This window comes from Marinomonas sp. KMM3893 (assembly GCF_004352855.1).
In the GTDB taxonomy this organism is placed as follows: Bacteria; Pseudomonadota; Gammaproteobacteria; order Pseudomonadales; family Marinomonadaceae; genus Marinomonas; species Marinomonas arenicola.
This window is the reverse complement of sequence record NZ_SJSC01000001.1, coordinates 276,269-300,017: the sequence shown is the minus strand read 5'-3', so window position 1 is coordinate 300,017 and position 23,749 is coordinate 276,269. Positions and strand designations below refer to the sequence as shown.

At 45.3% G+C, this 23,749-nt stretch carries 16 protein-coding genes; 6 read left to right on the top strand and 10 right to left on the bottom strand.

Features of this window, described 5'->3' with window-relative positions; genetic code table 11:
- Positions 1 to 165: 165 nt before the first annotated feature.
- Both fdhA and E0D71_RS01350 read right to left on the bottom strand, forming a co-directional pair.
- The gene (gene fdhA / locus E0D71_RS01355) at positions 166 to 1,359 is read right to left on the bottom strand and encodes a formaldehyde dehydrogenase, glutathione-independent (RefSeq protein ID WP_133001505.1); all 1,194 of its coding nucleotides are present in this window, start codon (positions 1,357 to 1,359) and stop codon (positions 166 to 168) included.
- A gap of 126 nt (positions 1,360 to 1,485) precedes the next feature.
- Entirely contained in the window at positions 1,486 to 1,812 is a 327-nt protein-coding gene (locus tag E0D71_RS01350) for a hypothetical protein (RefSeq protein ID WP_133001504.1), read from the bottom strand.
- A gap of 261 nt (positions 1,813 to 2,073) precedes the next feature.
- Here E0D71_RS01350 and E0D71_RS01345 point away from each other — a divergent pair, with 261 nt between their 5' ends.
- Positions 2,074 to 5,967, top strand: coding sequence for a CHASE domain-containing protein (locus E0D71_RS01345; RefSeq protein WP_243711894.1), 3,894 nt, complete (start codon positions 2,074 to 2,076; stop codon positions 5,965 to 5,967).
- A gap of 299 nt (positions 5,968 to 6,266) precedes the next feature.
- Here the strand turns inward: E0D71_RS01345 and E0D71_RS01340 are convergent, their stop codons facing one another.
- The 5 genes from E0D71_RS01340 to E0D71_RS01320 all read right to left on the bottom strand — a co-directional run bounded on the left by E0D71_RS01340 (position 6,267) and on the right by E0D71_RS01320 (position 12,230).
- A complete protein-coding gene (locus E0D71_RS01340) occupies positions 6,267 to 7,202 on the bottom strand; it encodes a LysR family transcriptional regulator (RefSeq protein WP_133001503.1) in 936 nt (311 codons plus the stop codon).
- A gap of 20 nt (positions 7,203 to 7,222) precedes the next feature.
- Positions 7,223 to 8,788, bottom strand: a complete 1,566-nt coding sequence (locus E0D71_RS01335) for an MFS transporter (RefSeq protein ID WP_133001502.1) — start codon at positions 8,786 to 8,788, stop codon at positions 7,223 to 7,225.
- A gap of 3 nt (positions 8,789 to 8,791) precedes the next feature.
- Positions 8,792 to 9,934: an HlyD family efflux transporter periplasmic adaptor subunit gene (locus E0D71_RS01330; RefSeq protein ID WP_133001501.1), complete on the bottom strand. Its 1,143-nt coding sequence runs from the start codon at positions 9,932 to 9,934 to the stop codon at positions 8,792 to 8,794.
- 283 nt (positions 9,935 to 10,217) lie between these two features.
- The gene (locus tag E0D71_RS01325; protein ID WP_133001500.1) at positions 10,218 to 10,895 is read right to left on the bottom strand and encodes a TetR/AcrR family transcriptional regulator; all 678 of its coding nucleotides are present in this window, start codon (positions 10,893 to 10,895) and stop codon (positions 10,218 to 10,220) included.
- A gap of 51 nt (positions 10,896 to 10,946) precedes the next feature.
- Positions 10,947 to 12,230, bottom strand: a complete 1,284-nt coding sequence (locus tag E0D71_RS01320) for an FAD-binding oxidoreductase (RefSeq protein ID WP_133001499.1) — start codon at positions 12,228 to 12,230, stop codon at positions 10,947 to 10,949.
- Positions 12,231 to 12,561: 331 nt separating this feature from the next.
- Between E0D71_RS01320 and E0D71_RS01315 the strand changes: the two genes are divergently transcribed.
- The 3 genes from E0D71_RS01315 to E0D71_RS01305 all read left to right on the top strand — a co-directional run bounded on the left by E0D71_RS01315 (position 12,562) and on the right by E0D71_RS01305 (position 16,876).
- Entirely contained in the window at positions 12,562 to 13,902 is a 1,341-nt protein-coding gene (locus E0D71_RS01315) for a glutamine synthetase family protein (RefSeq protein WP_133001498.1), read from the top strand.
- A 104-nt stretch (positions 13,903 to 14,006) separates the two neighbouring features.
- Positions 14,007 to 15,131, top strand: a complete 1,125-nt coding sequence (locus tag E0D71_RS01310) for an extracellular solute-binding protein (protein WP_207923306.1) — start codon at positions 14,007 to 14,009, stop codon at positions 15,129 to 15,131.
- A gap of 290 nt (positions 15,132 to 15,421) precedes the next feature.
- The gene (locus E0D71_RS01305; RefSeq protein ID WP_133001497.1) at positions 15,422 to 16,876 is read left to right on the top strand and encodes a TrkH family potassium uptake protein; all 1,455 of its coding nucleotides are present in this window, start codon (positions 15,422 to 15,424) and stop codon (positions 16,874 to 16,876) included.
- Positions 16,877 to 16,972: 96 nt separating this feature from the next.
- On the opposite strand, the gene E0D71_RS01300 is transcribed toward E0D71_RS01305, so the two are convergent.
- The 3 genes from E0D71_RS01300 to E0D71_RS01290 form a co-directional block, all read right to left on the bottom strand.
- Entirely contained in the window at positions 16,973 to 19,297 is a 2,325-nt protein-coding gene (locus E0D71_RS01300) for an FdhF/YdeP family oxidoreductase (RefSeq protein ID WP_133001496.1), read from the bottom strand.
- Positions 19,298 to 19,300: 3 nt separating this feature from the next.
- Positions 19,301 to 20,125: a formate dehydrogenase accessory sulfurtransferase FdhD gene (fdhD, locus tag E0D71_RS01295; protein WP_133001495.1), complete on the bottom strand. Its 825-nt coding sequence runs from the start codon at positions 20,123 to 20,125 to the stop codon at positions 19,301 to 19,303.
- Positions 20,126 to 20,416: 291 nt separating this feature from the next.
- Positions 20,417 to 20,587, bottom strand: coding sequence for an alpha/beta hydrolase (locus E0D71_RS01290; protein WP_207923305.1), 171 nt, complete (start codon positions 20,585 to 20,587; stop codon positions 20,417 to 20,419).
- A 488-nt stretch (positions 20,588 to 21,075) separates the two neighbouring features.
- On the opposite strand from E0D71_RS01290, the gene E0D71_RS01285 reads away from it, so the two are divergent.
- Both E0D71_RS01285 and E0D71_RS01280 read left to right on the top strand, forming a co-directional pair.
- Positions 21,076 to 21,558: a DUF3015 domain-containing protein gene (locus tag E0D71_RS01285; protein WP_133001494.1), complete on the top strand. Its 483-nt coding sequence runs from the start codon at positions 21,076 to 21,078 to the stop codon at positions 21,556 to 21,558.
- Between the two features lie 70 nt (positions 21,559 to 21,628).
- Positions 21,629 to 23,488, top strand: a complete 1,860-nt coding sequence (locus tag E0D71_RS01280; RefSeq protein WP_133001493.1) for a DUF4105 domain-containing protein — start codon at positions 21,629 to 21,631, stop codon at positions 23,486 to 23,488.
- Positions 23,489 to 23,749: the final 261 nt, after the last annotated feature.

The window sequence follows — 23,749 nt, the reverse complement described above, 5'->3', positions numbered from 1 at the left end:
CTTCGTTCCGTTATTGATTTTCCATGCTGAGGTCGTGCGCTGAATAATGCTGGTGGGCGAATGATGGGGAAGAGGGGGCAAAAAATAAAAAGCGCTTACCCTAAGGAAAGCGCTTTTCTAGTGTCAGTGAGGCTGACGTTGGCGTTGCTCTGAGCGTAAAAACGCTTAGCTCACCATTCTATGTGGATCGATAACGAATTTTTTAGCCGCTCCGCCATCAAAGTCAGCGTAGCCTTGTGGTGCTTGATCTAAGGAGATCATTTGCACGTTGACGGCTTTAGCGATCTCAACCTTGTCGAATAAGATGGCTTGCATTAGCTGGCGGTGGTATTTCATCACAGGGCATTGGCCGGTGTGAAGAGAGTGAGATTTGGCCCAGCCAAGGCCGAAGCGCATGCTCAGGCTGCCTTGTTGTGCCGCCGCGTCGGCCGCCCCAGGATCTTCTGTGACATACAAGCCAGGTATGCCAATTTGCCCCCCTGCGCGGGTAATTTGCATTGCAGAGTTGAGCACTACGGCGGGCGATTCTTGGTGATGGTTGCAACCACAAGCGTGGGCTTCAAAGCCGACACAATCGACAAACGCATCCACTTCGCGTTCGCCAAGAATGGCTTCAATCTTGTCTTGCATGTCGCCTTCTTGTTTCAGGTCGATGGTTTCGCAGCCAAAAGAGCGCGCTTGGTTTAATCTGTCTTCTACCATATCGCCAACGATAATACAGGCGGCGCCCAGCAGTTTTGCAGAGGCGGCAGCGGCCAATCCTACAGGACCAGCTCCTGCAATGTAGACAGTCGAACCAGGGCCAACACCTGCGGTGATACAGCCATGGAATCCGGTTGGGAAAATATCAGATAAGAGTGTTAGATCTTGGATTTTTTCGCGGGCTTGGTCTGCGTTAGGGAACTTTAATAAGTTGAAATCAGCGTAAGGCACCATGACGTAATCGGCTTGCCCACCAACCCAGCCGCCCATGTCTACATAGCCATAAGCCGCGCCCGGACGCGCTGGGTTCACATTCAAACAAATCCCCGTTTTGCCTTCTTTGCAATGGCGGCAGCGGCCACAGGCAATGTTGAATGGAACAGACACCAGATCCCCCACGTGGATGAACTCAACATCTCGGCCGCATTCAATGACTTCACCGGTAATTTCATGGCCTAGAACTAGACCATTGGGCGCGGTCGTGCGGCCACGCACCATGTGTTGGTCACTGCCGCAAATATTTGTCGTGACGACTTTGAGGATAACGCCGTGGTCGCAACGACGTTTGCCAATAGCGAGTTCGGGAAAAGGGATTGCTTCTACTTTGACTGTGCCATTGCCTTGATAGACAACGCCACGGTTTGCATGGTTATTCATGTCGGACATCCTGTGTTTATTGTTATTAGGAACTACATGCTTGTGCATCCATCGACAGAATAGGCTTATTGCTGGATAAAAAGAAACCAAAAGCGACAATAATGGTACTCATTTACACACTTTTATCTAATTTACTCCCATTGGGATTTGTGACCAATCAATGTCTAAAATACCCTTGCTGCAATCCTTCATACGGGTCTCTTCTCGAGACGTCAGGGCGGCTAAGCTTTCACCTTTAAACCAGGCTGTAATGTAGCTACATTGATCCTTGCTAACGAAATCAGCGTATTGCCAAGCTTCGGTTGTGCCATTAAAAGAGCGTCGGTTAGGCGTCCCCATAATCTTACTCACTTCCGCTTTTCCCATGCCGACTTGTAATGAAAGGGCCTTCTGATTAATTAAGCTACAGCTGCTTATTAGGGTTGCTATGAGAAGCGTCAATATCACGCGCATACTATCTCCAGATTGAATCGAGTTGAGTGCATTATGCCATATCACCTGGGCTGTGTTTCTGTTGATTTAAGGGGGGAAGTCGCAAATGTTTAATATTGTAACTAGATGGTTTATATGTGATTTATGGAATGCTTTTTCTACTATAGTTAGCTAAGACTTACACAGGGCCTGTGTGCTCGTTTGTCTGTCGAGTGAGCACCTTCTTTTTTCTAGACGAAGGTCTTTTTCACAAGCCGCCTCATTATTTAAGGCGATAGGGTGATGATTAGAATGAAGAAATGGAAATTCGCAGATTCGATCAGTAATAAGTGGGTGTTGGCGACATTGCTGGTGGGGTTGTGCCTCACGGCGCTAACCACTGAGCACATCAAATCCAATAATCAACATCGAATTACCAAAGCTGTTCAAGTCGCTTCTGATCAAGCCATCAAAACCGTCAATGAACGTATTAGACTCTATCAATACGGGCTTAGAGGCGCTCGTGGGGCGATTTTAACCGCAGGGGAATATGGTCTTTCTCGCCGTCTTTTTATGCGCTATAGCTTGAGTCGCGACATAGACCAAGAGTTTCCTGGTGCACGAGGGTTTGGTTTTATTCGACGAGTTCAGCCTTCTGACGTTGAGCGTTTCGTGCAAAGAGCGCAGCAAGATGGCTGGTTAGATTTTCACATTAAAGAATTATCGCCCCATTCTGGTGAGCGCTATGTGATTCAATATATTGAACCTGTGGTACGAAATGTTCAGGCTGTTGGCTTGGATATCGCTTCCGAGAAAAACCGTAGAACAGCAGCCAAAGCGGCCATAGATACGGGTAAAGTGCATTTAACCGGCCCGATTACCTTAGTGCAGGCTACGGGCAACCCACTGCAATCTTTTTTGATCCTTATGCCTATTTATAATAGTGGTGCTGCACCTAAGACCTTAAAAGCCCGCCAAGACAGGGCGTATGGTTGGAGTTATGCCCCGTTATTGATGCAAGAAGTAATGGCTGATTTAGGCTTGAACACTAAGAACGTGCATCTTGAACTATTTGATATAACGGAAGCCGATAACTCTGAGATGTTTTTTGACAGTAATTATAACCAACCTCATGGGCTATATACTCAAAGAAAGAGTTTCCCTATTTATGGCCGTATTTGGGAAAGCCACTTTTCTGTTTATCCATCGTTTATTGAAAACCTTAACTTACCAAACCCTAGGGATATTTTTGGGGTGGGTGTATTGATCAGCCTTTTAAGCGCCACATTATTAGGTGTTGTCCGAGTAAGCCGACAGCATCGTCAAGAAATTATTTCACAGCAAGCAAAGATTGCAGCCATTGTTGAAAGCTCTTCAGATGGCATAGTTGGCACAACGTTAGACGGTATTATTACCAGTTGGAATAAAGGCGCTGAGAAGATATTTGGCTACAAAAAAAGCGATGTTTTAGGGGATTCTGTCTATCAATTATTGATTCCTGATGATCGTAGTGAACAGGAGAGACAGATATTTGAGAGCATTAAGAAGGGAGAAGACGTTAGCCATTTTGATACGGTAAGGAAAACCAAGAGTGGCAATGAAATACCTGTTTCTGTGGCGATTTCTCCCATTTATGGCGCCAGTGGTTATGTGATCGGTGCGTCTAAATCCGTACGTGATATCTCATTACAAAAGTCCGCTGAAGCGAAAATTCGGGAGTTAAACAATAGCCTCGAAAATCAAGTGAAAGAGCGAACGGCGGCGCTTCAAAAGTTAAACCTTATCCTAAATGATGTTCTTAATGCATCGTCTGAAATTGCCATTGTTGCTACGGATTTGGATGGCATGATTACCTTGTTTAACTCTGGTGCTCAGCGAATGCTGAAATATTCTAGTGAAGAAGTGATTGGTCAGTTAACACCATTAAGTTTCCATTTTAAAGACGAAATTCTAGCGTTAAAAAAATCATTAGAAAACGACACAAAGGCACCAATAGAGTCAGAACTGGCGACCTTGTTTTACCATGCTATGCATAAAAAATCAGACAGTCGGGAGTGGACCTATATAGACAAACAAGGCAAACACCTTGATGTTTCTGTGGTCATTACTCCAATGCATGATGACAAGGGAGTGGTCATCGGTTTCTTAAACATGGCAATCGATATAACCAAGCAGAAAAAATCAAACGCCAAAATCATCTCGATGCGAGATCAATTATTGATGGCCGCCAATGTGGCGCAACTGGGGATTTGGACATGGAATGTACAAACCGATGAGCTAGATTGGAATGACATGATGTTTCAAATCTATCAGCAGCCAATCACCCTTAAGCGAGAAGGGGTGTCTTACCAACATTGGATAGAGCGCCTTCATCTGGAAGACAAAGCTGACTTTGAACAAGCGTTGCAAAGAACCTTGCAGGATGGTGAAGCCTTCGATCAGATGTATCGTATTGTTTTGCCAAATGAAAGTGTTCGATATATCCAAGCGCGAGCACATGTAGAGCTAGATAGGCAAGGTAATGTGACCAGTGTTACAGGCATTAACCGAGACATTACACAAGAGTATGAATTAGAAACTTGGTTACGACGAGCCAAAGAAGAAGCGGATGCCGCTAGTTTAGCTAAGTCTGAGTTCTTAGCTAACATGAGCCATGAAATTCGTACCCCAATGAATGCGGTGCTCGGCATGTTGCAATTGGTTCAGCGAACCGCTCTGGATGTAAAGCAAGCAGATTATATTGCCAAGGCGCATGTCGCTGCGAAGTCGTTATTGGGATTAATCAATGACATTTTGGATTACTCGAAAGTCGACGCCGGCAAGCTCGAAATTGAGCATGCACCATTTTCGTTAACACAGCTAGTTTCAGAGTTGGATACGCTTCTCTCAGGGCTTGCTATGAATACCAAGGTTAAACTCAGTTACGACATTGATAGCAATATTCCCGCGTTTTTAGAGGGAGATCATCTGCGTTTATTGCAAGTTCTGACCAATTTATCCAGTAATGCCTTGAAGTTCACCTTGGAAGGGACGGTGGAAATTTCGATTAAACAGGTCTTCAGTCGCCCTGAGGTTTCACACCTTAAATTCAGTGTAAAAGACACAGGAATAGGGATCGACATGCGTCAGAAGGAAAATATTTTCGAGGTGTTTTCTCAGGCGGAATCTTCCACCGCTCGACGTTTTGGTGGTTCTGGCTTGGGCCTCGTTATTTCTCGTCGTCTAGTGCGTTTGATGGGGGGAGAGTTGATGGTTGAAAGTGTATTGGGTGAAGGCAGTCATTTCTATTTCTCGTTGGTGTTACCTGTGGTTGATGAGCAGGAAGTTGCTGTTATTACAGAGCGCCTTGCTGCAACCGCCTCTCTCTCCAGTACGAATCGCTTGCAAGGGCTTCGACTTTTAGTGGTGGAAGATAACGCGTTTAACCGTCAAGTCGCAGAGGAACTGCTGCAGGCAGAAGGTGCTGAAGTGACGCTAGCCGAAGGGGGCGAAGAAGGCGTCGCTGCGGTATTAGAGTCTGAGCCTTCGGCGTTTGACTTAGTGTTGATGGACATGCAAATGCCGAATGTAGACGGTTTAGAGGCAACCAGAAGAATACGTCGAGACCCGCGGTTTACTCAGCTGCCGATTGTCGCCATGACCGCGAATGTGTCTAAGTCTGATCAAGAAGCCTGTCTGCATGCAGGAATGAATGATCACCTAGGTAAGCCACTCGATATTGATCTGATGATTTGTGTGATCTGTCAGCATGTAGGGCGTTTTAGAAAAGCCGATGTAGAGCCTAGTGCATGTATTGAGTCAGATGCTCATGTGAGTCAGGGCATGATAGAGAACAGAAGAACGGAAGAGGTGGCATCAATCATGGCTCGGTTTGCGAATAACAAAGCGCTTTATGCCAGCTTAAAAGAAAGCTTTTTGCAAGAAACAGGCGTCTTACTAGAAAACCTTGAGCAAGCCATGGCACAGCGCGATAGACAACTATTATTGAAAACGGCGCATTCTCTGAAGGGGTCAACTGGCACAATGGGGCTTAGCGCTTGTTCAAACACAATGTCTGATATTGAAGCTTTGTTGAAGAGTGCCAAAGATGACAATGTGGTAGACAGTATTCGCTTGGAATGGGATCTGACGCTTTATTTAGAGCAAGTAAAAAAGGACTTAGAAAGTGTATTGTTAGAATTGGGTGTGACGGTATAGGTGGGGAATAAGAAAAGAATCAAAGCTCTTTCGCAGTGTGACGAAAGAGCTTATAGATTCGTTATTAAGCGACGCGGTTTTTAATCACATGGACTACGTTTGTTACCGCCAGAACGGCAAAGCTACCTAGCATGATAGCCAGCGCGGCTAAGTTAAGCGCATCGTCTAAAATAAAGTTTTCCATCGCTGTTCTCCTTGAAAGTGGTGTTCGAGTGCTGAAAGACACTAAACCATGAGGATTGGTCGAAATCCACATTTTTTACACAAACACACATATAGAACACACAGTGTAACCAAGCTTATGTGAAAAAATTATTATCAAAGGATGGCGCGGTTAAAATTTCAGGCAAATGCAAAATAAGGTAATCTAAGAAGGCACGTGAAGCAGGGTTCATGCCTTTTCTTTTTGAAAAGACCGCGTGAATAATCTGGCCTTTCGTTGTCCATTCGGGCAACACATGAATCAACTTTCCTTTTTCCACACTGAGTGCCGCCACTGGGTTAGGCAACAATCCTATACCAATGCCTTGGATCGCCGATTCCAATTGGACCCAGCGATTAAAACAAAACAATCGAGGGTGATGTTTGACTATGCTGTGGCACCCTTCAGGGCTAAATAGCTCCCATTTATGCTCCCCTTCTTGACGTTCTACCTGGTCGCACAGTGTTGGCATTCGAGCTAATTGATTCGGGTGAGTCGGCATTCCATGTTGAGCAATAAAATCAGGGCTCGCCACCAAAATCATTTTAGTGGTCGCAAGTGCTCTGGAAACTAATCCAGGTTCACTATCAAGGGATTTACTGGAACGAAGTGCGATATCAATACGCTCCTCAATGACTTGCACATGGCGATCTGTGGCATCAAGGGACACGGATATTTTCGGGTATTGCCGCATAAAGTCTGGTAGCAGTAGCGATAAATGATGCTGGGCTAAGACAGTCGGGCAACTGACTCTGACTATGCCAGAGGGAACTGAACGTAATAGCGCCACAGAGTCGTACGCAGACTGTCCTTCAGACACCATATTAATGGCGCCTTCATAGAGTTGTCTGCCCGCTTCTGTGAGGGAAAATTGTCGGCTGTTACGTTGAATTAATTGTACGCCGACTTTTTCTTCAAGCTGTGCAACACGTCTGCTTAACAATGACTTGGTAATGCCCGAGGCTCGTTCCGCCGCCGTAAAACCGCGATTTTCTGCGGTAAGGTAAAAGTAGTAGATGTCATTAAAATCCATGTTTTACCCGATGAAAATGGTTAGTTAAGCCGCTTTTGGATAAGCATTACGACAAAGCCAATAATGCCAACAAAAAACAGTAAAGTGAAATAATCAATGCCAGCCAAGAGCGTAGATTGCTGACTCAGCAAGCTTTGTATCCAGCTAAACGCCATTTTCTGTGCCGATACAGCGTCGGTGTGTTTCGCGTACTGAGTGGCAACTTGTGCTAAGGTTTTTTGGTAAATAGGGTCGTTGCTTGCCACATGATTATTCAGTACATCGTAATGAACGGTGGTGCGCCATTGCAAGCCAATGCTGGCTAGGGCAACGCCCATCGATTGACCAATTTGAGACACCATGTTTTTAAACTGTTGCGCGTGTGAAAACATGGTGCTGTCGTGTTCCAGTTCACTAAAAGATTTTGCCGCCGTGGTGCCCTGGAGAAAGATGCCAAATAGGCCATAAAGCATAATCGCTGGCAATATGTAGGTTTGTAGATCTGCGCTTGATGACACATTGGACATCATTAATCCGTAGCTGCTAATGCAGAAAAAACCAACGAGAAAGTATTTCTTACCGTTCGGCATTTTAGGGAATAATTTCATTTGTAACCAAACCCCAAACACCATAGAGGTGAGTCCGAGGCCGTAGTAATTCCCCACAGTGCCCCAGCCAAACCCCAGCCCTTTTTCCAATATTTGCGGTAAAAAGTAGCTGTTTGATCCCATGATTAAATAACAGATAAAAAATACCAAGATGCCAGAACGGTATTTTTTACTATTAAAAATACGTTTCATAGAAAGCAGTGGGCTCCTATGGTGGTGGCGAATCATACTGCGAATAAAATAGTAAATACTGGTCAAACCCAGCAATAAAATGACGCTCACCAGTACGGTGTTGCTGTAAAACTCATAACTGCCCGAGTCTAATGCGTATAGGGTTAAAAATGAACCGGTCGCCAGAGCCATCAAAAAGTAAGGGTGGGATTGGCTGCGGACTTCCTCTTTAGAGGGAATGCCAGGAAGACAAAAATAGGCGCAAATGGCGGCTAACACACACAGCCCCATTAAAATCAGAAACAAGTCGTTCCATGAAGCATCAATGAATAAGCGCGCTGCGAGAAAAGGGGAAAGGGCCATGCCGATGGTTAAGCCATACGCGTAAATTTTCACACCTTGAAAGCGCGACACCCCAGCAGGCAATAAAGTGACCAGAATTCGAGCTCCAGCCATAAAAGCAGCACCACCAAAGCCCATGGTGACATGGCCAATTAAAAAGCTAGTAAAGTCTGTGCTGTTGTAACACAGCAAGCAACCGAGAAAAAAAATCAGTAATGAAGCATGGATGTAATTACGCCAACCTATGCGCTCAACTAACCAGCGTTGTTTTGAAATGGTTACTACCGCCACGGCAGCATAAGCGGCGGTTGATAAACTGTATTCTTGAGGCGAAACCCCCAGCTCGCCCATTAATGGCGAGGCCGCGAAGGCGATCATGCCAACTTGGAGAAAGTTGACGAGCATCAGAAGAAAAATGGTCGCCTTTACCAGCCATTCATGGGATAGATCTGGCACATATCTGTGCTGAGCAATGCGTTTTATCATGGCTTAGAGGTTGTCTTTTATGATCTTTTGGATAATGGTATTTACTTCGTCATCGTTATGATCAAACACATTGGTGCGCCACGGTTGGGCATTTTCAGACAGCGCAGTTAAGGCTGGCTTACCGGCATTTTGTGTGTTGACGTCCACATGCATCGACAAGCCTGGGCGTAATGGATGCTGTGCAAGCTCTTGTGCGTTCAAGACGATTCTGACCGGCACTCGCTGGACAACCTTGATCCAATTCCCAGTTGCGTTGGACGATGGCAACAGCGAAAAGGCACTCCCTGTTCCTGCTTCGATGCCTTTGACTTTTCCGTGATAGACAACGCTTGAGCCATACACATCGGATTTTAACGTGACGTCTTGCCCTGCACGGATATTGCCAATTTGGGTTTCCTTAAAGTTTGCAGTGACCCAAACTCCTGTTAATGGAATGACGGACATTAGAGCGCTGCCCGCGGTGACGTATTGACCCACTTGAATGCTGCGTTGGGCGATATAGCCATCGACGGGGGATAGGATCTGCGTCCGGTGTAATGTTAACCAAGCCGCCCGTAAGGCTGACTCTGCTTTGAGTACATCTGGGTGAGTCAGTACCGTGGTATTGTCCACTTGTGTTTTGCCCGCTTCATACGCTTTTAATGCGGCTTGGTAAGAGGCTTTAGCGCTGATTAATGTGCTTTTATAATGGCTTAAATCCTCGGCGGAAATAAGATTGTCCTTACGCAATTGGATGCGGCGGTTGTAATCCCGTTGCGCTTTGTCTAATGCGACCTGTGCCACATCGGTATTGGCTTTATCTTCTTCTAGTGTCGCAAACTCATTGCGTACCGTACGAATCGTACTGGCTAAATTCGCTTGTGCTTGTTGTAACGCCAATTGAGCGTCAACAGGGTTTATCTTAACGAGGATATCGGACTGGCGCACTCGATGAGTATTGTCCGCCATGATGTCTGTGACTGTCCCAGATATTTGAGACATGACACTGACAATATCGCCAGCGACGTAAGCGTCTTCTGTGGTTTCGTGGAATCGTCCTATCTTTGACCACCAAATATAAAGACCCACGCCGCCTACGATGACAAGAAGGACTAAAATAACGAGAGTATTCTTCTTACTGATGCTGTGTTTTTCGGTGTCAGTCATGTGCTTTTTTTGCTCGTGAAAATAATCTGGAAAGGAAAAGAAGGCGGCTAGAGTAAAAGGATTAGCAGGGGAGGGCAATCTCAAAAAATGAGACTCAAAGTCTCATAAATAGGATGATTGTGTTTTTCTATTCGTTCCTTATTTCTTGCTATAAATCCCTAGGTTATAGGCATTTTTCTGGTCATAAAAAGGATAATGTGGCAGAAATAAGAATAAGAAAAAACAGGGAATGTGTTGTTTATAAAACGTTAATCTCCTTTTTTATAAAAGAAGGCGGATCACCTTAGTCCTCTTCAGATGCACCAAGATGATGCTTTAATAAACTTTCAATCATTCTTTTAAGATCGTTGAGTGTACGCTTTGCTCGGTTTTCATTTTGATGGACCACCACCAAAAACGTACTGTGGGTGATTTCAAGGTAGAGGCGGGCAATGCGCTCTCTTTCACGAATATGGCGTTGTAGACCAATGCGCTTGAAAACTTCAGACATCTGGTTAATAACAAGCTCGTCGTGCTTTTCATCCAGCTCACGCAGCTCCTTAACGGAAAACATGGCTTGCACTAGCGTTAAAATAGCTTTTTGTTTTTTATAGGTTTTTAGATGAATGGCCAAAATTTTATCGATTAAGTCATCGACTTCTAATTCTTCTAGAGGCCATTTCTGTACCTCATTAAACACGGTATCTATGCTTTCTAACCAACGGCTGCCCATAGCGTATAAGATGGCGTATTTGTTGGGGAAATAGTGGTACAAAGAGCCAATAGAAATGCCCACTTCTTTGGCAATGATAATGGTATTGAGGTCATCTAAGCCGACTCGCTCTAATAGTTCGCCGGTCACATCAATAATCTGTTTTGAGCGACGAATAGAACGGCTTTGTACCGGCTCATTGCGTGGCGCTAGATCTTGCTTTTGGCTGTCTTCTAGAGTCACTTTTGGTGTTTTGCTTTTGTTCGGCATTGTTAGACCTTTATGGGTGCAGGGCGGCGCTATTGTACCTTAGTCATAAGGTTAGGATAAGCGGTCTCGTAATGAGTAATACAACATACCTGCGACAAGCCCAGGCCAGCGCAACAAGGTACCACCAGGGAAATTAGCGCTTGGGATTTGTGAGAAAACATCAAATCGTTCGGCGGTGCCACTGACGGCTTCGGCCATGAGTTTGCCGCCTAGTGTCGCCAGCGCGACGCCATGACCTGAATATCCCTGGGCTAAAAATACATTTTTTTCTTGGTGACCAAAGTAAGGCATGCGATTGAGCGTGATCGCGAGCGTCCCTCCCCAACTAAAGTCGATATTGGCTTTTTTTAGCTCGGGATAAATCTCGATCATGTGTTTTTGCACAAACGCCCCTATGTCTTTTGGAAAGCGAGCGCTGTAGTTCTCACCACCGCCCCATAGCATGCGTTTGTCGGCAGAAAGTCGGAAGTAATTAATCACAAACTTTGAATCGGCGACGGCCACGTCTTGTGGGTTAATTCGGTTATAGACTTCTTCAGGTAAAGGCTCGGTAGCTAGGATGAAGTTATTGATTGGCATCATCTTTTTGGCTGCATTTGGGTTTAGATTGCCAAGATAACCATTGCAGGCAAATAAAAGGTATTTTGCTCTTACCGTGCCTTTTGCGGTGCGCACAGAGGGATTATCCCCCGCTTGGTAGTCAATAACCTTGGTTCTTTCGTAGAGATTCGCCCCTTTGCTTTTAGCGGCTTTGGCCAGACCTAGCGCGTAATTTAAAGGGTGGAGGTGGCCACCTTCTTGATAATACTCACCACCGTGGAAATGGGTCGTTCCCAGTTTTTCGGCGACGGACTGGGCATCTAAATAGTCAATTTTATCGTAACCCAATACGTTTCTTTTGTAGTCGACGGCGTCTTTAATGTCTTTTACATGGGAGGCTTTGGACGCCACGTGTAAAACCCCAGATTTATAGTCACAATCTATATCGTGCTCTTTGATCAGCGACTTTACTAAGTCGACCGACTCAACGGACAAATGCCACAAGATGTCCGCCGTGTCTTGACCGGCTTTCTTTTTCAACTCGGCATGGCTCATATTATGGCCTTGGCAAATTTGACCGCCATTTCGGCCTGATGCCCCAGAGCCGATCACATGCGCTTCTAGTAAGGTAACACGAAAGCCTTTTTCGGATAGGTGAAGGGCGGCCGACAATCCTGTGTAGCCACCACCTATGATACAAACATCGGTGTCAGTATCGCCGCCTAATGATGGAAAACTCAGGGTTTGATTCGCTGTGTTAGCGTAATATGACGCTTCAAAACCGTGGTTTTTCATAACCTATCCTTAATACTGGTAACAGTAGTTGTCTTACTTTGTTAAATAAAATGACATGCAGAGGAATCTAATTAAAACCGAATAATAATTCAATTAAAAAAACCATATTTAGGAGTATATAGACTTTTTATTAAATTTTTGTTGATTTTTAAGTGATCATTAAATAGGGTTTAAACCGAGTGATGATTCGGTTTTTAGCTTATGAATTGATCATGTAAAGGAAAGAAAGACTCTGACGACCTTTTGGGTTGTGATCGCTAAGCACATAGAGAAGGGCGTACAGAGTTTTTTTATTGGAAATTTCACAGTTAATTTTTACAAAAGGTGATGTATGGGTGTCCTAGAGGATTTCCTTAAAGCAAATTCCATTACAGAAATAGAGTCTACGCTGCCGGATATGACGGGCAATGCTCGTGGCAAGTTTTACCCAACGCGTAAGTTTTTATCTGAAGAAGAAGGGCGTTTGCCTGAAACGGTTCTCGTGCAAAGTGTGACGGGAGATTGGGCGTCTAACCACTATGATATTGTCGATGCCCGTGACCGAGACATGATACTGGTCCCCGATACAAATACCTTACGGATTGTTCCTTGGGCCGATGAACCGACGGCTCAAGTGATTAATGACTGTTTTGATACAGAGGGCAACCCTCATCCATTGGCGAGCCGAACTATTTTACGACACGTATTGGCCTTATTTGAAAAAGAAGGCTTACGACCTGTTATTGCGCCAGAAATGGAATTTTATCTGATCCAGAAAAACAACGATCCTGATTATGAGCTAAAACCGGCTGCTGGTCGTTCTGGTCGTCGAGAGACAGCGCGTCGCTCTTACAGCATCGATGCCGCGAATGAGTTCAATCCTGTTATCGATACCTTATATGCCTACTGTGAAGCACAGAATCTTGATGTGGATACCTTGATTCATGAATCCGGCGCGGCACAGATGGAAATCAACTTTCTTCACGGTGACCCGCTGGATCTAGCGGATCAGGTTTTTGTCTTCAAGCGGACAATGCGTGAGACGGCGATTAAACATGATATACACGCCACCTTTATGGCGAAGCCAATGCAAAATGAGCCTGGTAGCGCCATGCACATTCACCAAAGTCTTATTGATATTAAAACCGGTAAAAATATCTTTAATGACAATGGTAAATACAGCGAATCCTTCTATAACTACTTAGGCGGATTGCAAAAATACACGCCAAATGCGATCAGTTTTTTTGCTCCCAATGTCAATTCATACCGTCGTTTTGCACCAGAAATGGCCGCTCCTGTGAATATGAAATGGGGGGTTGATGATAGAACCGCAGGCTTGCGTATACCGGTATCGTCGCCAGAGGCGTTCCGCATAGAAAACCGTTTCCCAGGCTCAGATTGCAACCCTTACCTAGCCATTGCGACGAGTTTGGCGTGTGGTTATTTAGGAATAAAAGAAAAGCTTCGTCCGACAGAACCGTCTGGTGAAGAGGCGGCCATCGAAATCGAAGAAATTGAGTTGGCACGAACCCTAGAAGAGGCCTTGCGTCTATTAGAGGATTGCCCTGAGATTTGTAACATCATGGGACAGCAATTCGTTGATGCCTACATAGGGGTGAAACGTACTGAGTTTGAAACCTTCAATAAAGTGATCAGTTCTTGGGAACGAGAGCATTTACTATTGAATGTGTAATTGTCATTTAGGGTTGCATTAGTACTTTGTTATTAATGCAAACACCACAAGCATGTGAGAGAAAAGACAAATAAATCTACCACCACTAAGTGAGGCACATAGGTATGAAAAGCGCTTTATCCCATTCGTTTAAACGTATGATATCGCCACTGGCCGTTATGGCGGCGGTGGCAACACCAATAACAGGTTTGGCTGAAGAAGAACTTAAGTTTTTCAACTGGTCTGATTACATTGGCGAACATACGATTGAGAACTTTGAGAAGCAAACTGGCATCAATGTGGTGGCGGATGTGTTTGATAGCAACGAAGTGCTGGAAGCTAAATTGCTAGCAGGCAGCTCTGGCTATGATGTGGTCGTGCCAACGGCGTCCTTTATGGGGCGTCAGATTCAAGCCGGTGCATTTCAAAAGCTAGACAAGTCTAAATTGCCTAATTTGAAAAACATCGATCCAGAGCTACTGTCTTATTTGCAAAATGCCGATCCGGGCAACCAATATGGCGTGCCGTATTTATGGGGCACTACTGGCATTGGTTACAACAAGAAAAAAGTCGAAGAAGTTCTCGGTAAGGACGCGCCTGTAGACAGTTGGGATCTGGTGTTCAAACCAGAAAACATGAAGAAACTTCAGCAGTGTGGCGTCATGTTCTTAGATTCACCAGATGAGCTTTACCCGCTTGCGCTGAACTACCTAGGCATGGACCCGAATTCTCGTAACCCGAAAGACTACGCCCTAGACAGCGCGCCAGTGAAGTTACTTGATTCGGTTCGCCCTTACGTTAGCCAATTCCACTCTTCTGCTTATATTAGTGCGCTAGCAAACGGTGATATCTGTGTGGCGATTGGTTGGTCTGGTGATGTGATCCAAGCACAAGACCGTGCCGCTGAAGCGGACAATGGGGTTGAGGTTAGTTACAGCATTCCCAAAGAAGGCACGCAAATTTGGTTTGATATGTTAGGCATTCCAAAAGGCGCTAAAAATATGGATGCGGCGTTGGCATTCATTAACTATCTAATGGAGCCAGAAGTGATTGCAGAAGTGACCAACTATGTGGCTTATGCGAATCCGAACATGAAGGCGACTGCTTTGCAGGATCAAGACATCTCTAATAATCCGAGCATTTACCCTTCTGCAGAAGTGAAAAAGCGTTTGTTCACCCAGAAACTGCGAGGGCCTAAAATTGATCGTCTTATGACCCGCATCTGGATGTATGTAAAAACCGGCCAATAGACATCAGCAAGACACCACGACTTGCACTGAAGCGAGTAGGTGATCATAACGAAAGCCCAGTAAGCAATTACTGGGCTTTTTAATTCACTGAATAAGCTTAACCTTTGTGTTCAATCTTCTATATAGCAAACTTATGGCGTACTATACCGAGCCTCGCCACTTGGTTGAGATTTGACTGTCATTATTGGCCATGTCGTGCGCTGGCCCCTTCACTCAATAATGACAGAATGTGTTCCAACAATACGTTTCCATAAAATATGCCTACGTTTTAATAGGAGTGTTTGCCGCACATGATTCGGCCTCTATTAGTCCTTAGATTATTGACTATGCCTTGTTTATGGATGGGTTTGGTGCAGTTAGTGTTTGGTGAGTTGTCTTTTATGCTGTTTAAAGACAATGTAGCAAGTAACTTTGCCATGCCTGCGTCTATTACTTTAGGCGTTTCTTTGGTGTTGTTGATCGCCTTCAAAAAATACCAGTTGCCCTCTGTTTCAACCCGCGAAGCCATGCTGTTTGCCAGCTTAACCTGGTTGGCTGTCGGCGTGCTGGGTGCCATACCCATTGTTACGATTGCCCACGTCACCTTTACCGATGGGGTGTTTGAATCCATTAGTGCGTTGACGACAACAGGCGCCACAGTGCTGTCTGGTCTTGACGACATGCCGCGTACTTTTTTGATGTACCGGCAGTTTTTACAATGGATGGGTGGCTTAGGTGTGGTTATTTTTGTGGTGGCGATTCTGCCAATGCTTAACATTGGCGGCATGCGACTGTTAAAAGCAGAAACACCTGGGCCGATTAAAGACGAAAAACTGTCACCTAGGGTCGCCAGTACAACGCATTATCTTTGGCTTGTCTATCTGACCATTACCGCCTTGTGCGCCATCTGTTATTACCTAGCAGGGATGTCGGTTTTTGACGCCATAGGTCATAGCTTTTCGACCGTATCAACGGGAGGCTTCTCTACCCATGATGCCAGTATGGGGTATTTTCATAGCAGTTTATTGTTGTGGATTTGCAACGTCTTTATGCTGCTTGGGGCCACTAACTTTGCATTACACTACCGTGTTTATTTAGCGAAGAACATCAAGCTTTACTGGCGTGATGAAGAAATGAAAGCCTTTTTAATGATCGTCTTTGTGATTTCTTGTTTGCTGGCTTTTTATCTTTACCAAAAAGGCGCTAATGCGACCTTTAGCGGCGCTTTCACGGAATCCTTTTTCCATATTATTTCATTCATCACCAGTACCGGATTTGCAGCAACCGATTTAAGTGCATGGCCTGCTGTGACGGCTGTGGTGTTGATTTTTGTTGGTTATATAGGGGGGTGTGCTGGGTCAACGGCAGGAGGGAATAAAGTCATTCGGAATATTATTTCCTTGAAGTCTGTCGGCTTGGAGCTGAAGCGGCTGGTACACCCTAATGGCGTGTTTGCGATGAAGTTTCAAGGACGCACGATTGGCGCGGATGTGCGCCATTCGGTGATGGGCTTTATGTGTCTGGCTGCTCTGACCACCATGGTCTTTACGGTTTTATTGATGACGACAGGGTTGAGCTTTGTGGCTGCGCTCAGTGCAACCGCAGCGTGTTTGAATGTGCTGGGGCCTGGCTTTGCAGAGCTTGGCAGCAGTTTCGCGCCTCTTACCGATACAGGAACATGGATGATGAGTTTTGCGATGATCCTAGGGCGCTTGGAGTACTTTACCGTGCTGGTACTGTTCTTCCCCGTCCTTTGGCGCCATTAGTATTGTTCATTCGTTAGCTTGTAACTAAGAGAAAAGGGGAAGTGGCTTGGCCAACTTCCCCTTTTTAATGCTTTTTAATCAATAGCCTGTTATTGCTTAGTTCGAAACAGAGGCTATTTTGCTGGTGGGTTCTTGGTACGGCTCAAGCTCGATCGCTATGCTCTTCGAGGTAGGCGTGTAACTAAACTCACCATGGCTGTTCAGTGGTACCAGAGGGTTGGTCTCTGGGTAATACGCGGCAATATTGCCAGCAGGGATGCTGTAAGGAACCAGTTTAAAACCGCTGACTTTACGTTCTACACCATCGTCCCACAAAGAGCGTAATGTCACGCTGTCGCCTTCTTGGTAGCCAAGACGCTTGATGTCTGCAGGGTTAATAAACAGCACCTGACGCTCGCCTTTAATGCCTCGGTAACGGTCATCCATGCCATAAATGGTCGTATTGTATTGATCGTGTGAACGAAGCGTTTGCAATACTAAGGTCGTATCAGACGCTAAGTCCTGTGCGTTTTTAGGCAATATAGATTCCGGTAGAGCATGAGTGTGCATAATGGCTTTGCCTGCCGGGGTTTTCCAGTTGCGCTCTCTGGCACTGTTGCCTAAATAAAACCCACCTTCTTGTTCTATGCGCTGATTGAAATTGTCGAACCCTGGAATCACCGCTTCAATATGTTGGCGAATGAGGGAGTAATCGCCGGCCAATTCTTCCCAATTTAGCGGAAAGTCCCCTAATGTCGCTTGTGCCATACCCGCGATAATAGCAGGCTCTGAGCGTTGCTCTGGGCTAAGTGGTTCCATTACGCCACCAGAGGCGTGCACCATGCTGAATGAATCTTCCACGGTGACGCGTTGTACGCCAGTGGCTTGATGGTCAATGTCAGTACGACCGAAACACGGTAAGATCAACGCATTTTTACCAATGGTCAGATGAGAGCGGTTGAGCTTGGTACTGATCTGAACGATTAGCTCACAGCTTCTGAGAGCTTCTTTAGTGGCTTCTGTGTCAGGTGTCGCAGCCGCGAAATTACCACCAAGAGCGATAAAGACACGTACTTTTTTCGCTTGAATGGCTTGGATGGTTTGCACCACGTTTAAGCCATGTTCTTGTGGCTGAGGAAAACCAAAATGTTTTTCCATTGAATCTAAGAAGGCTTGGGATGGGGCTTCATTAATGCCCATGGTGCGATCACCCTGAACATTACTGTGGCCACGTACTGGGCAGGTGCCAGCGCCTGGTTTGCCGATATTGCCTCGTAACGCGAGCAAGTTTACGATTTCGTGGATAATCGCGACAGAGTGGTGATGTTGAGTGATGCCCATTGCCCATGTGCAGATGACGCTGTTGGCCTTTGCATAGACTTCAGCGCAATGATAAATCTCTTCTTTGCTTAAGCCAGATTGAGCCAAAATAGCGTCCCATGGCGTTTTTTCAACTTCTGCTAGGTAATCATCCATACCTTGTGTGTGTTGTTGAATAAACTCATGATCAAAAACGGCTTTGCCTTCTTTTTGCGCGGCACTTTCCATCTCGATTAAGACTTTGACTATGCCACGAACCGTCGCCATATCGCCGCCAATTTTAGGGCAATAATAGTTTGTATTGGTTGGCTTGGAACCATTGGTAAGCATTTCAATTGGGTTTTGAGGGTTTTGAAAGCGCTCAAGTCCACGCTCACGCAAGGTATTGAAAGTAAGCAGTTGTGCGCCACGAGAAACCACTTCTCGCAATGTTTCAAGCATACGTGGGTGGTTAGTGCCAGGGTTTTGGCCAAATACAAAGACGGCGTCAGCGCGGTCAAAATCGTCGATTTCCACTGAGCCTTTACCTATGCCTAAACTACTGATTAGGGCATAACCACTGGCTTCATGACACATGTTTGAGCAGTCTGGGAAATTATTGGTGCCATAGGCGCGGGCAAATAACTGATAGATAAAAGCCGCTTCGTTACTGGCTCGACCAGAAGTGTAGAAAGCCACTTGATTTGGGTCTTCTTGAGTTTTTAAAGACTCGGCTATTTGAGTGAAAGCCTGATCCCATGAGATAGGTTCATAATGGTCTGTTTCTGCGTTATAACGCATCGGTTCAGTGAGGCGACCTTGGTATTCTAGAAAGTAATCACTTTGTGTGTTTAGCCAGCTCACACTGTGTTGTTTGAAAAAATCGGCATCAACACGGCGAGAGGTGGCTTCCCAGTTGACGGCTTTGGCGCCATTTTCACAAAAGCGAATTTTAGCTGGGTCGTGTTTTTCACCCCAAGCACAGCCTGGGCAGTCAAAACCATTAGGTTGGTTTGTTTTGAGCATGGTAAACACGTTACGTACAACGTTGTCGCTTTTTAGCCAGTGTTTGGTTGTACTTTGTAGTGCTCCCCAGCCGCCAGCTGGACCTTTATAAGGGGTAAAGAAATTGTTTTTAGACATGATTTAGTTGCCTTTAAGTTGAGAAGACGGCGCAAAAATTCTCGGAGCGTCTTTCTTGGGTAAATGAATAAGGGTCAAACCATATTGTCGCGCCAGTGCCACCGCTAGGGTGCTTGGCGAGGCGAGATGAATCAAACAAGATAAGCCTGAACGAACGGCTTTTTGTATCAGTTCTGTGCTGCATCGACTCGACATCACAACGCTGTGATTGTGGAGATCAATGCCGTGTTTGAGGGCATAGCCAAGGACTTTATCGAGCGCATTATGGCGGCCAATGTCTTCCATCGCGATGAGAGCCTCACCTTGTGGCGTGATCAAGAGCGCAGCATGGATGGCGCCAGTTTCTTTGCCGATGACCTGGTGTTCAAAGAGGCGGTCTTTTAAGGTGCGTAAAATATCATCTGACAGTATGTCGCTTGGCATGAGAGAGGTCAGTTGAGGCAATGCATAGTCTAACGATTCTACCCCACACAGACCGCACCCTGTTGCTCCTAAGCGAGCAACGCGACCTTTTTTAAACTCGTTAAAGCGGCGTTGACTGACAACCAGGTTGATCGCAAATCCGTCAATGCCAGCGTGTTGGGTAGGGGTTCTCTCTATACTAATGTCGCGAATATCTTGTGCACTTTCAATTAAACCTTCACTGAAAGCAAAACCAATAGCAAACGCATCCAGCGCCGTCGGCGTGACCATCATAATGGCATGAGTAATGTCATTAATGCTGATGGCAAGAGGCGCTTCTTCAACCAATGTTACCGCTTCACACTCTGAATCATTCAGTCGTGAGAAATAACAAAGTTGGACGCTCGGCGCGGAGAAACTGGTCATGAGGCTTGCCTTCTGCTCATTGCGAATTGTAATGGTTTGTTATTAATAGTACGTAGTCTGGGAGGTGGCGTCTATCGGGTGGGCGCGCTTCCATGATAGATGTCGTTTTGTATGCGATATCACTTGATATTGGTCAATAAAGCGAAGCGAGAGAGGCACGGTAGGGGGAGCGAGCACACAGAGCCATCCCAAAAGAGGGGCTGTGTCGCTTTAGCGTGATGGAGTAGGTTGATTATGCAACCTCTTAGCCCCTAAGGCAGAGAGGTTGCGTTTAGTTTGTGCTTCTTGCCTTTATTTTGCTAAAAATGCTTCTAAAGGGGTTATAAATTGATTGAAAGCTTCAATGTGCGGTAAATGACCAACATTCGGTATTTCAACTAAGGTATTGTTTGGGATAGTTTGCTGAGTTAATTTGCCCAATTTGTCATAGCGGCCCATTGTTTTTCTGACTTCAGCAGACACTAATGGTTTTCCTATCGCGGTTCTATCTCGCGTACCAATAATCAATAAAGTGGGTGCTTTAATGACCTTATAAACATTGCTTCATAAGGTCATCTTGCTCTCTTCATGCGAACGCCCCTATACCGGCACACGTCATGGTTTGCTCTCATTGAGCTTTTCAAGCTATTAAAGCGCTCGGCTAGGCTTACTGGTGCGTTCTATTGTTTATTAATGGCATTTAATGGCATTTGAAATATGGATTTTTATGATGCTTTTGGTGGGAAATTGTTCATGGAAAGGCTGAATTTTTGAAATATGCTTATTTTTCATGCTTATTAATGACCTTTTCTTTACATCGATAGAGGCCTTCCTATAACCTTAACTTCAGCTGTTTTGCTTAAGTAACTTTTCAGTAGGAATTGAAACGCTACCTACGGAAGTAGTTGTTATAAACAGTTTTATCTGGGAACACTGGCTAGACCTTATTAAAGGAATTATAGGAAATCATCATGAAAAAACTTATCTTATCTGCAGTACTTGCTACTGTTTCTGTTTCTTCTTTCGCAGCCTCTAACGGCCCTGCGGGTTGTGGTTTGGGTACAGCGGTTGTGTTTAAAGATGCAAATGAATGGTACGAACACGTTATGGCAGCGACCACTAACGGAACGTCTGGTAACCAAACATTTGGTATGACATCCGGTACTTTGGGTTGTGAAGATGCGAATGGCCCATTGGCTGATGGCGTTGCTATGTTCCTAAACGATAACCTAGAACCTTTGGCTATCGACATGGCAAAAGGTAACGGCGAAACATTGGGCGCTTTGGCTGACCTAATGGGCGTTAAAGGCGCAGACAAAGCGGTCTTTAATGAGCAAATGCAATCTCACTTCGATACTGTTTTTGCAGACGCACAAGCGAACCCAACAACAGCATACGATGGCATCATGTCCGTTATGTCTGGTTCTAAAGAGTTGTCTAAATACCTAGGTTAATACCTAATTAACCTTGACCAAATGAGGGCATTCTATATGCCCTCATTTTTTGTTGGTAGCTTTTATATTTATGCGCTTTTTAATCTTTTTATTGTTTTCCTCTTTATCGTCTTCCTTGTTTGCCGCCATTGCGTTGCCTTTATCCGACGCTGAAATAGACACTCTAGCGGCTAAAAAAGAGTGGCAAGACTTGCTTCATTACCATGGTGTTGGTGCTATTAAAGGGACTGGCAGCCAGATAGACGATCCGAATTTTTTTCTTGCGAAAGAGGGCAGTCAAGATCCTGCTGCCGAGCTCAAAGCCTCATTGGCGGGTTTTTTACAAGGCCCCACGCTTAGCGACACCAATCAAGCCGCGCAGTGCCGTTATCCAGCACGTTTTTTCTGGCTTAAAAAACAAAGACCTGATTTGCCTCTGCAACAAATAGAATGCCCAGACTTTGACCCTTGGTTCGCCCAGATCAACGGCGAAAGTGTTTATTTGATTTTCCCCGCAGCCTATTTAAACAGCCCCTCTTCTATGTATGGGCACACCTTGTTTCGGGTGAAGAAAAAAGGCAACGATGCGCCTTTATTGGATTACGCAGTAAACTACGCAGCCAACGCTGACCCAGATGATAATCAGTTGGTGTTTAGTTACAAAGGGCTGACCGGCGGTTATCCGGGTGTTGTCTCTGTAATGCCTTATTACCAAAAAGTAAAAGAATACAACTTCTTAGAAAGTCGTGATATTTGGGAGTACAAACTCGACTTGACGCCGTTTGAGGTGCAACAATTTGTGCGCCATGTGTGGGAAATGCAAAACACACAAATGTCGTATTACTTCTTTTCTGAGAACTGCTCTTACCAATTATTAACCTTACTTGACGCCAGCAGCCCGCGTTTAAATTTAGCGGATGAGTTTTCCCTTTGGGCGATTCCAGCCGACACGGTGCGCGTGCTTAAAAAAGCCAATATGATTGATGACGCCAGCTACCGTCCATCGTTGCTGAATAGAATGTCAAACATGCTTAATCAATTGGATGATGAACACATCGATGTGGCAAAAGCACTGGTTGACAATGAACAGTTGGATCTGACTGAGCTAGACACCTACAGTGATCAAGATCAGGCGCAGATTTTAGAAATTGCTTATGAATACAGCCGTTATTTGGTTGCTCGTAAAAAGGTTACCTCAAGTTACCTGAATGGTCGTTCCATTAAACTCTTGTCTTTACGCAGTAAGCGCCAGCGTGGGGAAGTGTTTACGCCTGTTAAGCCACCAGCATTACGTGATGATCAAGGTCATCAAACCCAGCGCTTAGGCTTGTCGTTAGGCTCTAGAGACAGCAAGGCGTACTCTGTTTTAGAATACCGCCCGTCTTACCATGGTTTATTGGACCCGCAGGGTGGCTATTTAAAAGGCGCTGAGCTGTCTATGTTTAGTGGCAGTCTGCGATGGGATGAAGCGGAATCCGTCGAAATAGACACTTTTTCGTTTATTAATATTCGCTCATTGGCTCCTAAAAATGCCTTGGTGACACCGAAATCGTGGCAGGTGAATGCGTCTTTATTGCGCGACCATACCATTGATGATGAACTGGTTTTTCGCTTAAAAGGCGGCGCGGGTGTGACTCAAGAAGTGGGTCAAAGTATGTTCTCTGTGCTATTAAACGGCAGTGGCTCGGTAGAAGACGATTACCAGGATGGTTACCGTTTAGAAGCGGGTCCTGAATTTAAATGGCTTTGGTATGGCGAGCAAAACAATCTGCAACTAGGGTTTGAATATCTCACCGATATCAATCTTCATAATGCGGAGCGTCGTACTCTGAATGGCGTTTGGGCGCATCAGTTGGCACCAGATTGGCAGATGCGATTGAGCACTTCCCACTCATGGTATGAAGCAAAAAGTTGGAATGATACCTCGATCCAATTACTGCATTACTTTTAAGCCTTGCTCTATTTAAGTGATTACCTCTGACCTTTTATTGATCAGAGGGATTTCTTTACTGGCGAGAATGCCGTATTCTCGCCAGTTATTTTTCATGCCCAAGCCCATTTCTGTATAGAAAGCGGTATAGAAAGTGAAAATTGCGATTAAATTCGTTTGATTTATTAGCGTATCAAACGAATTTAATGGTACTTACTGTATTCACTCCAAAAAAGCGTAAGACGATCTAGCCCGTATACGGCTGTGTCTATGGTGCTTTGG

Bases quoted from the DNA above. Each gene is read 5' to 3' on its own strand.
- fdhA (WP_133001505.1), bottom strand. From the start codon at position 1,359: ATGAATAACCATGCAAACCGTGGCGTTGTCTATCAAGGCAATGGCACA.
- E0D71_RS01350 (WP_133001504.1), bottom strand. From the start codon at position 1,812: ATGCGCGTGATATTGACGCTTCTCATAGCAACCCTAATAAGCAGCTGT.
- E0D71_RS01345 (WP_243711894.1), top strand. From the start codon at position 2,074: ATGATTAGAATGAAGAAATGGAAATTCGCAGATTCGATCAGTAATAAG.
- E0D71_RS01340 (WP_133001503.1), bottom strand. From the start codon at position 7,202: ATGGATTTTAATGACATCTACTACTTTTACCTTACCGCAGAAAATCGC.
- E0D71_RS01335 (WP_133001502.1), bottom strand. From the start codon at position 8,788: ATGATAAAACGCATTGCTCAGCACAGATATGTGCCAGATCTATCCCAT.
- E0D71_RS01330 (WP_133001501.1), bottom strand. From the start codon at position 9,934: ATGACTGACACCGAAAAACACAGCATCAGTAAGAAGAATACTCTCGTT.
- E0D71_RS01325 (WP_133001500.1), bottom strand. From the start codon at position 10,895: ATGCCGAACAAAAGCAAAACACCAAAAGTGACTCTAGAAGACAGCCAA.
- E0D71_RS01320 (WP_133001499.1), bottom strand. From the start codon at position 12,230: ATGAAAAACCACGGTTTTGAAGCGTCATATTACGCTAACACAGCGAAT.
- E0D71_RS01315 (WP_133001498.1), top strand. From the start codon at position 12,562: ATGGGTGTCCTAGAGGATTTCCTTAAAGCAAATTCCATTACAGAAATA.
- E0D71_RS01310 (WP_207923306.1), top strand. From the start codon at position 14,007: ATGAAAAGCGCTTTATCCCATTCGTTTAAACGTATGATATCGCCACTG.
- E0D71_RS01305 (WP_133001497.1), top strand. From the start codon at position 15,422: ATGATTCGGCCTCTATTAGTCCTTAGATTATTGACTATGCCTTGTTTA.
- E0D71_RS01300 (WP_133001496.1), bottom strand. From the start codon at position 19,297: ATGTCTAAAAACAATTTCTTTACCCCTTATAAAGGTCCAGCTGGCGGC.
- fdhD (WP_133001495.1), bottom strand. From the start codon at position 20,125: ATGACCAGTTTCTCCGCGCCGAGCGTCCAACTTTGTTATTTCTCACGA.
- E0D71_RS01285 (WP_133001494.1), top strand. From the start codon at position 21,076: ATGAAAAAACTTATCTTATCTGCAGTACTTGCTACTGTTTCTGTTTCT.
- E0D71_RS01280 (WP_133001493.1), top strand. From the start codon at position 21,629: ATGCGCTTTTTAATCTTTTTATTGTTTTCCTCTTTATCGTCTTCCTTG.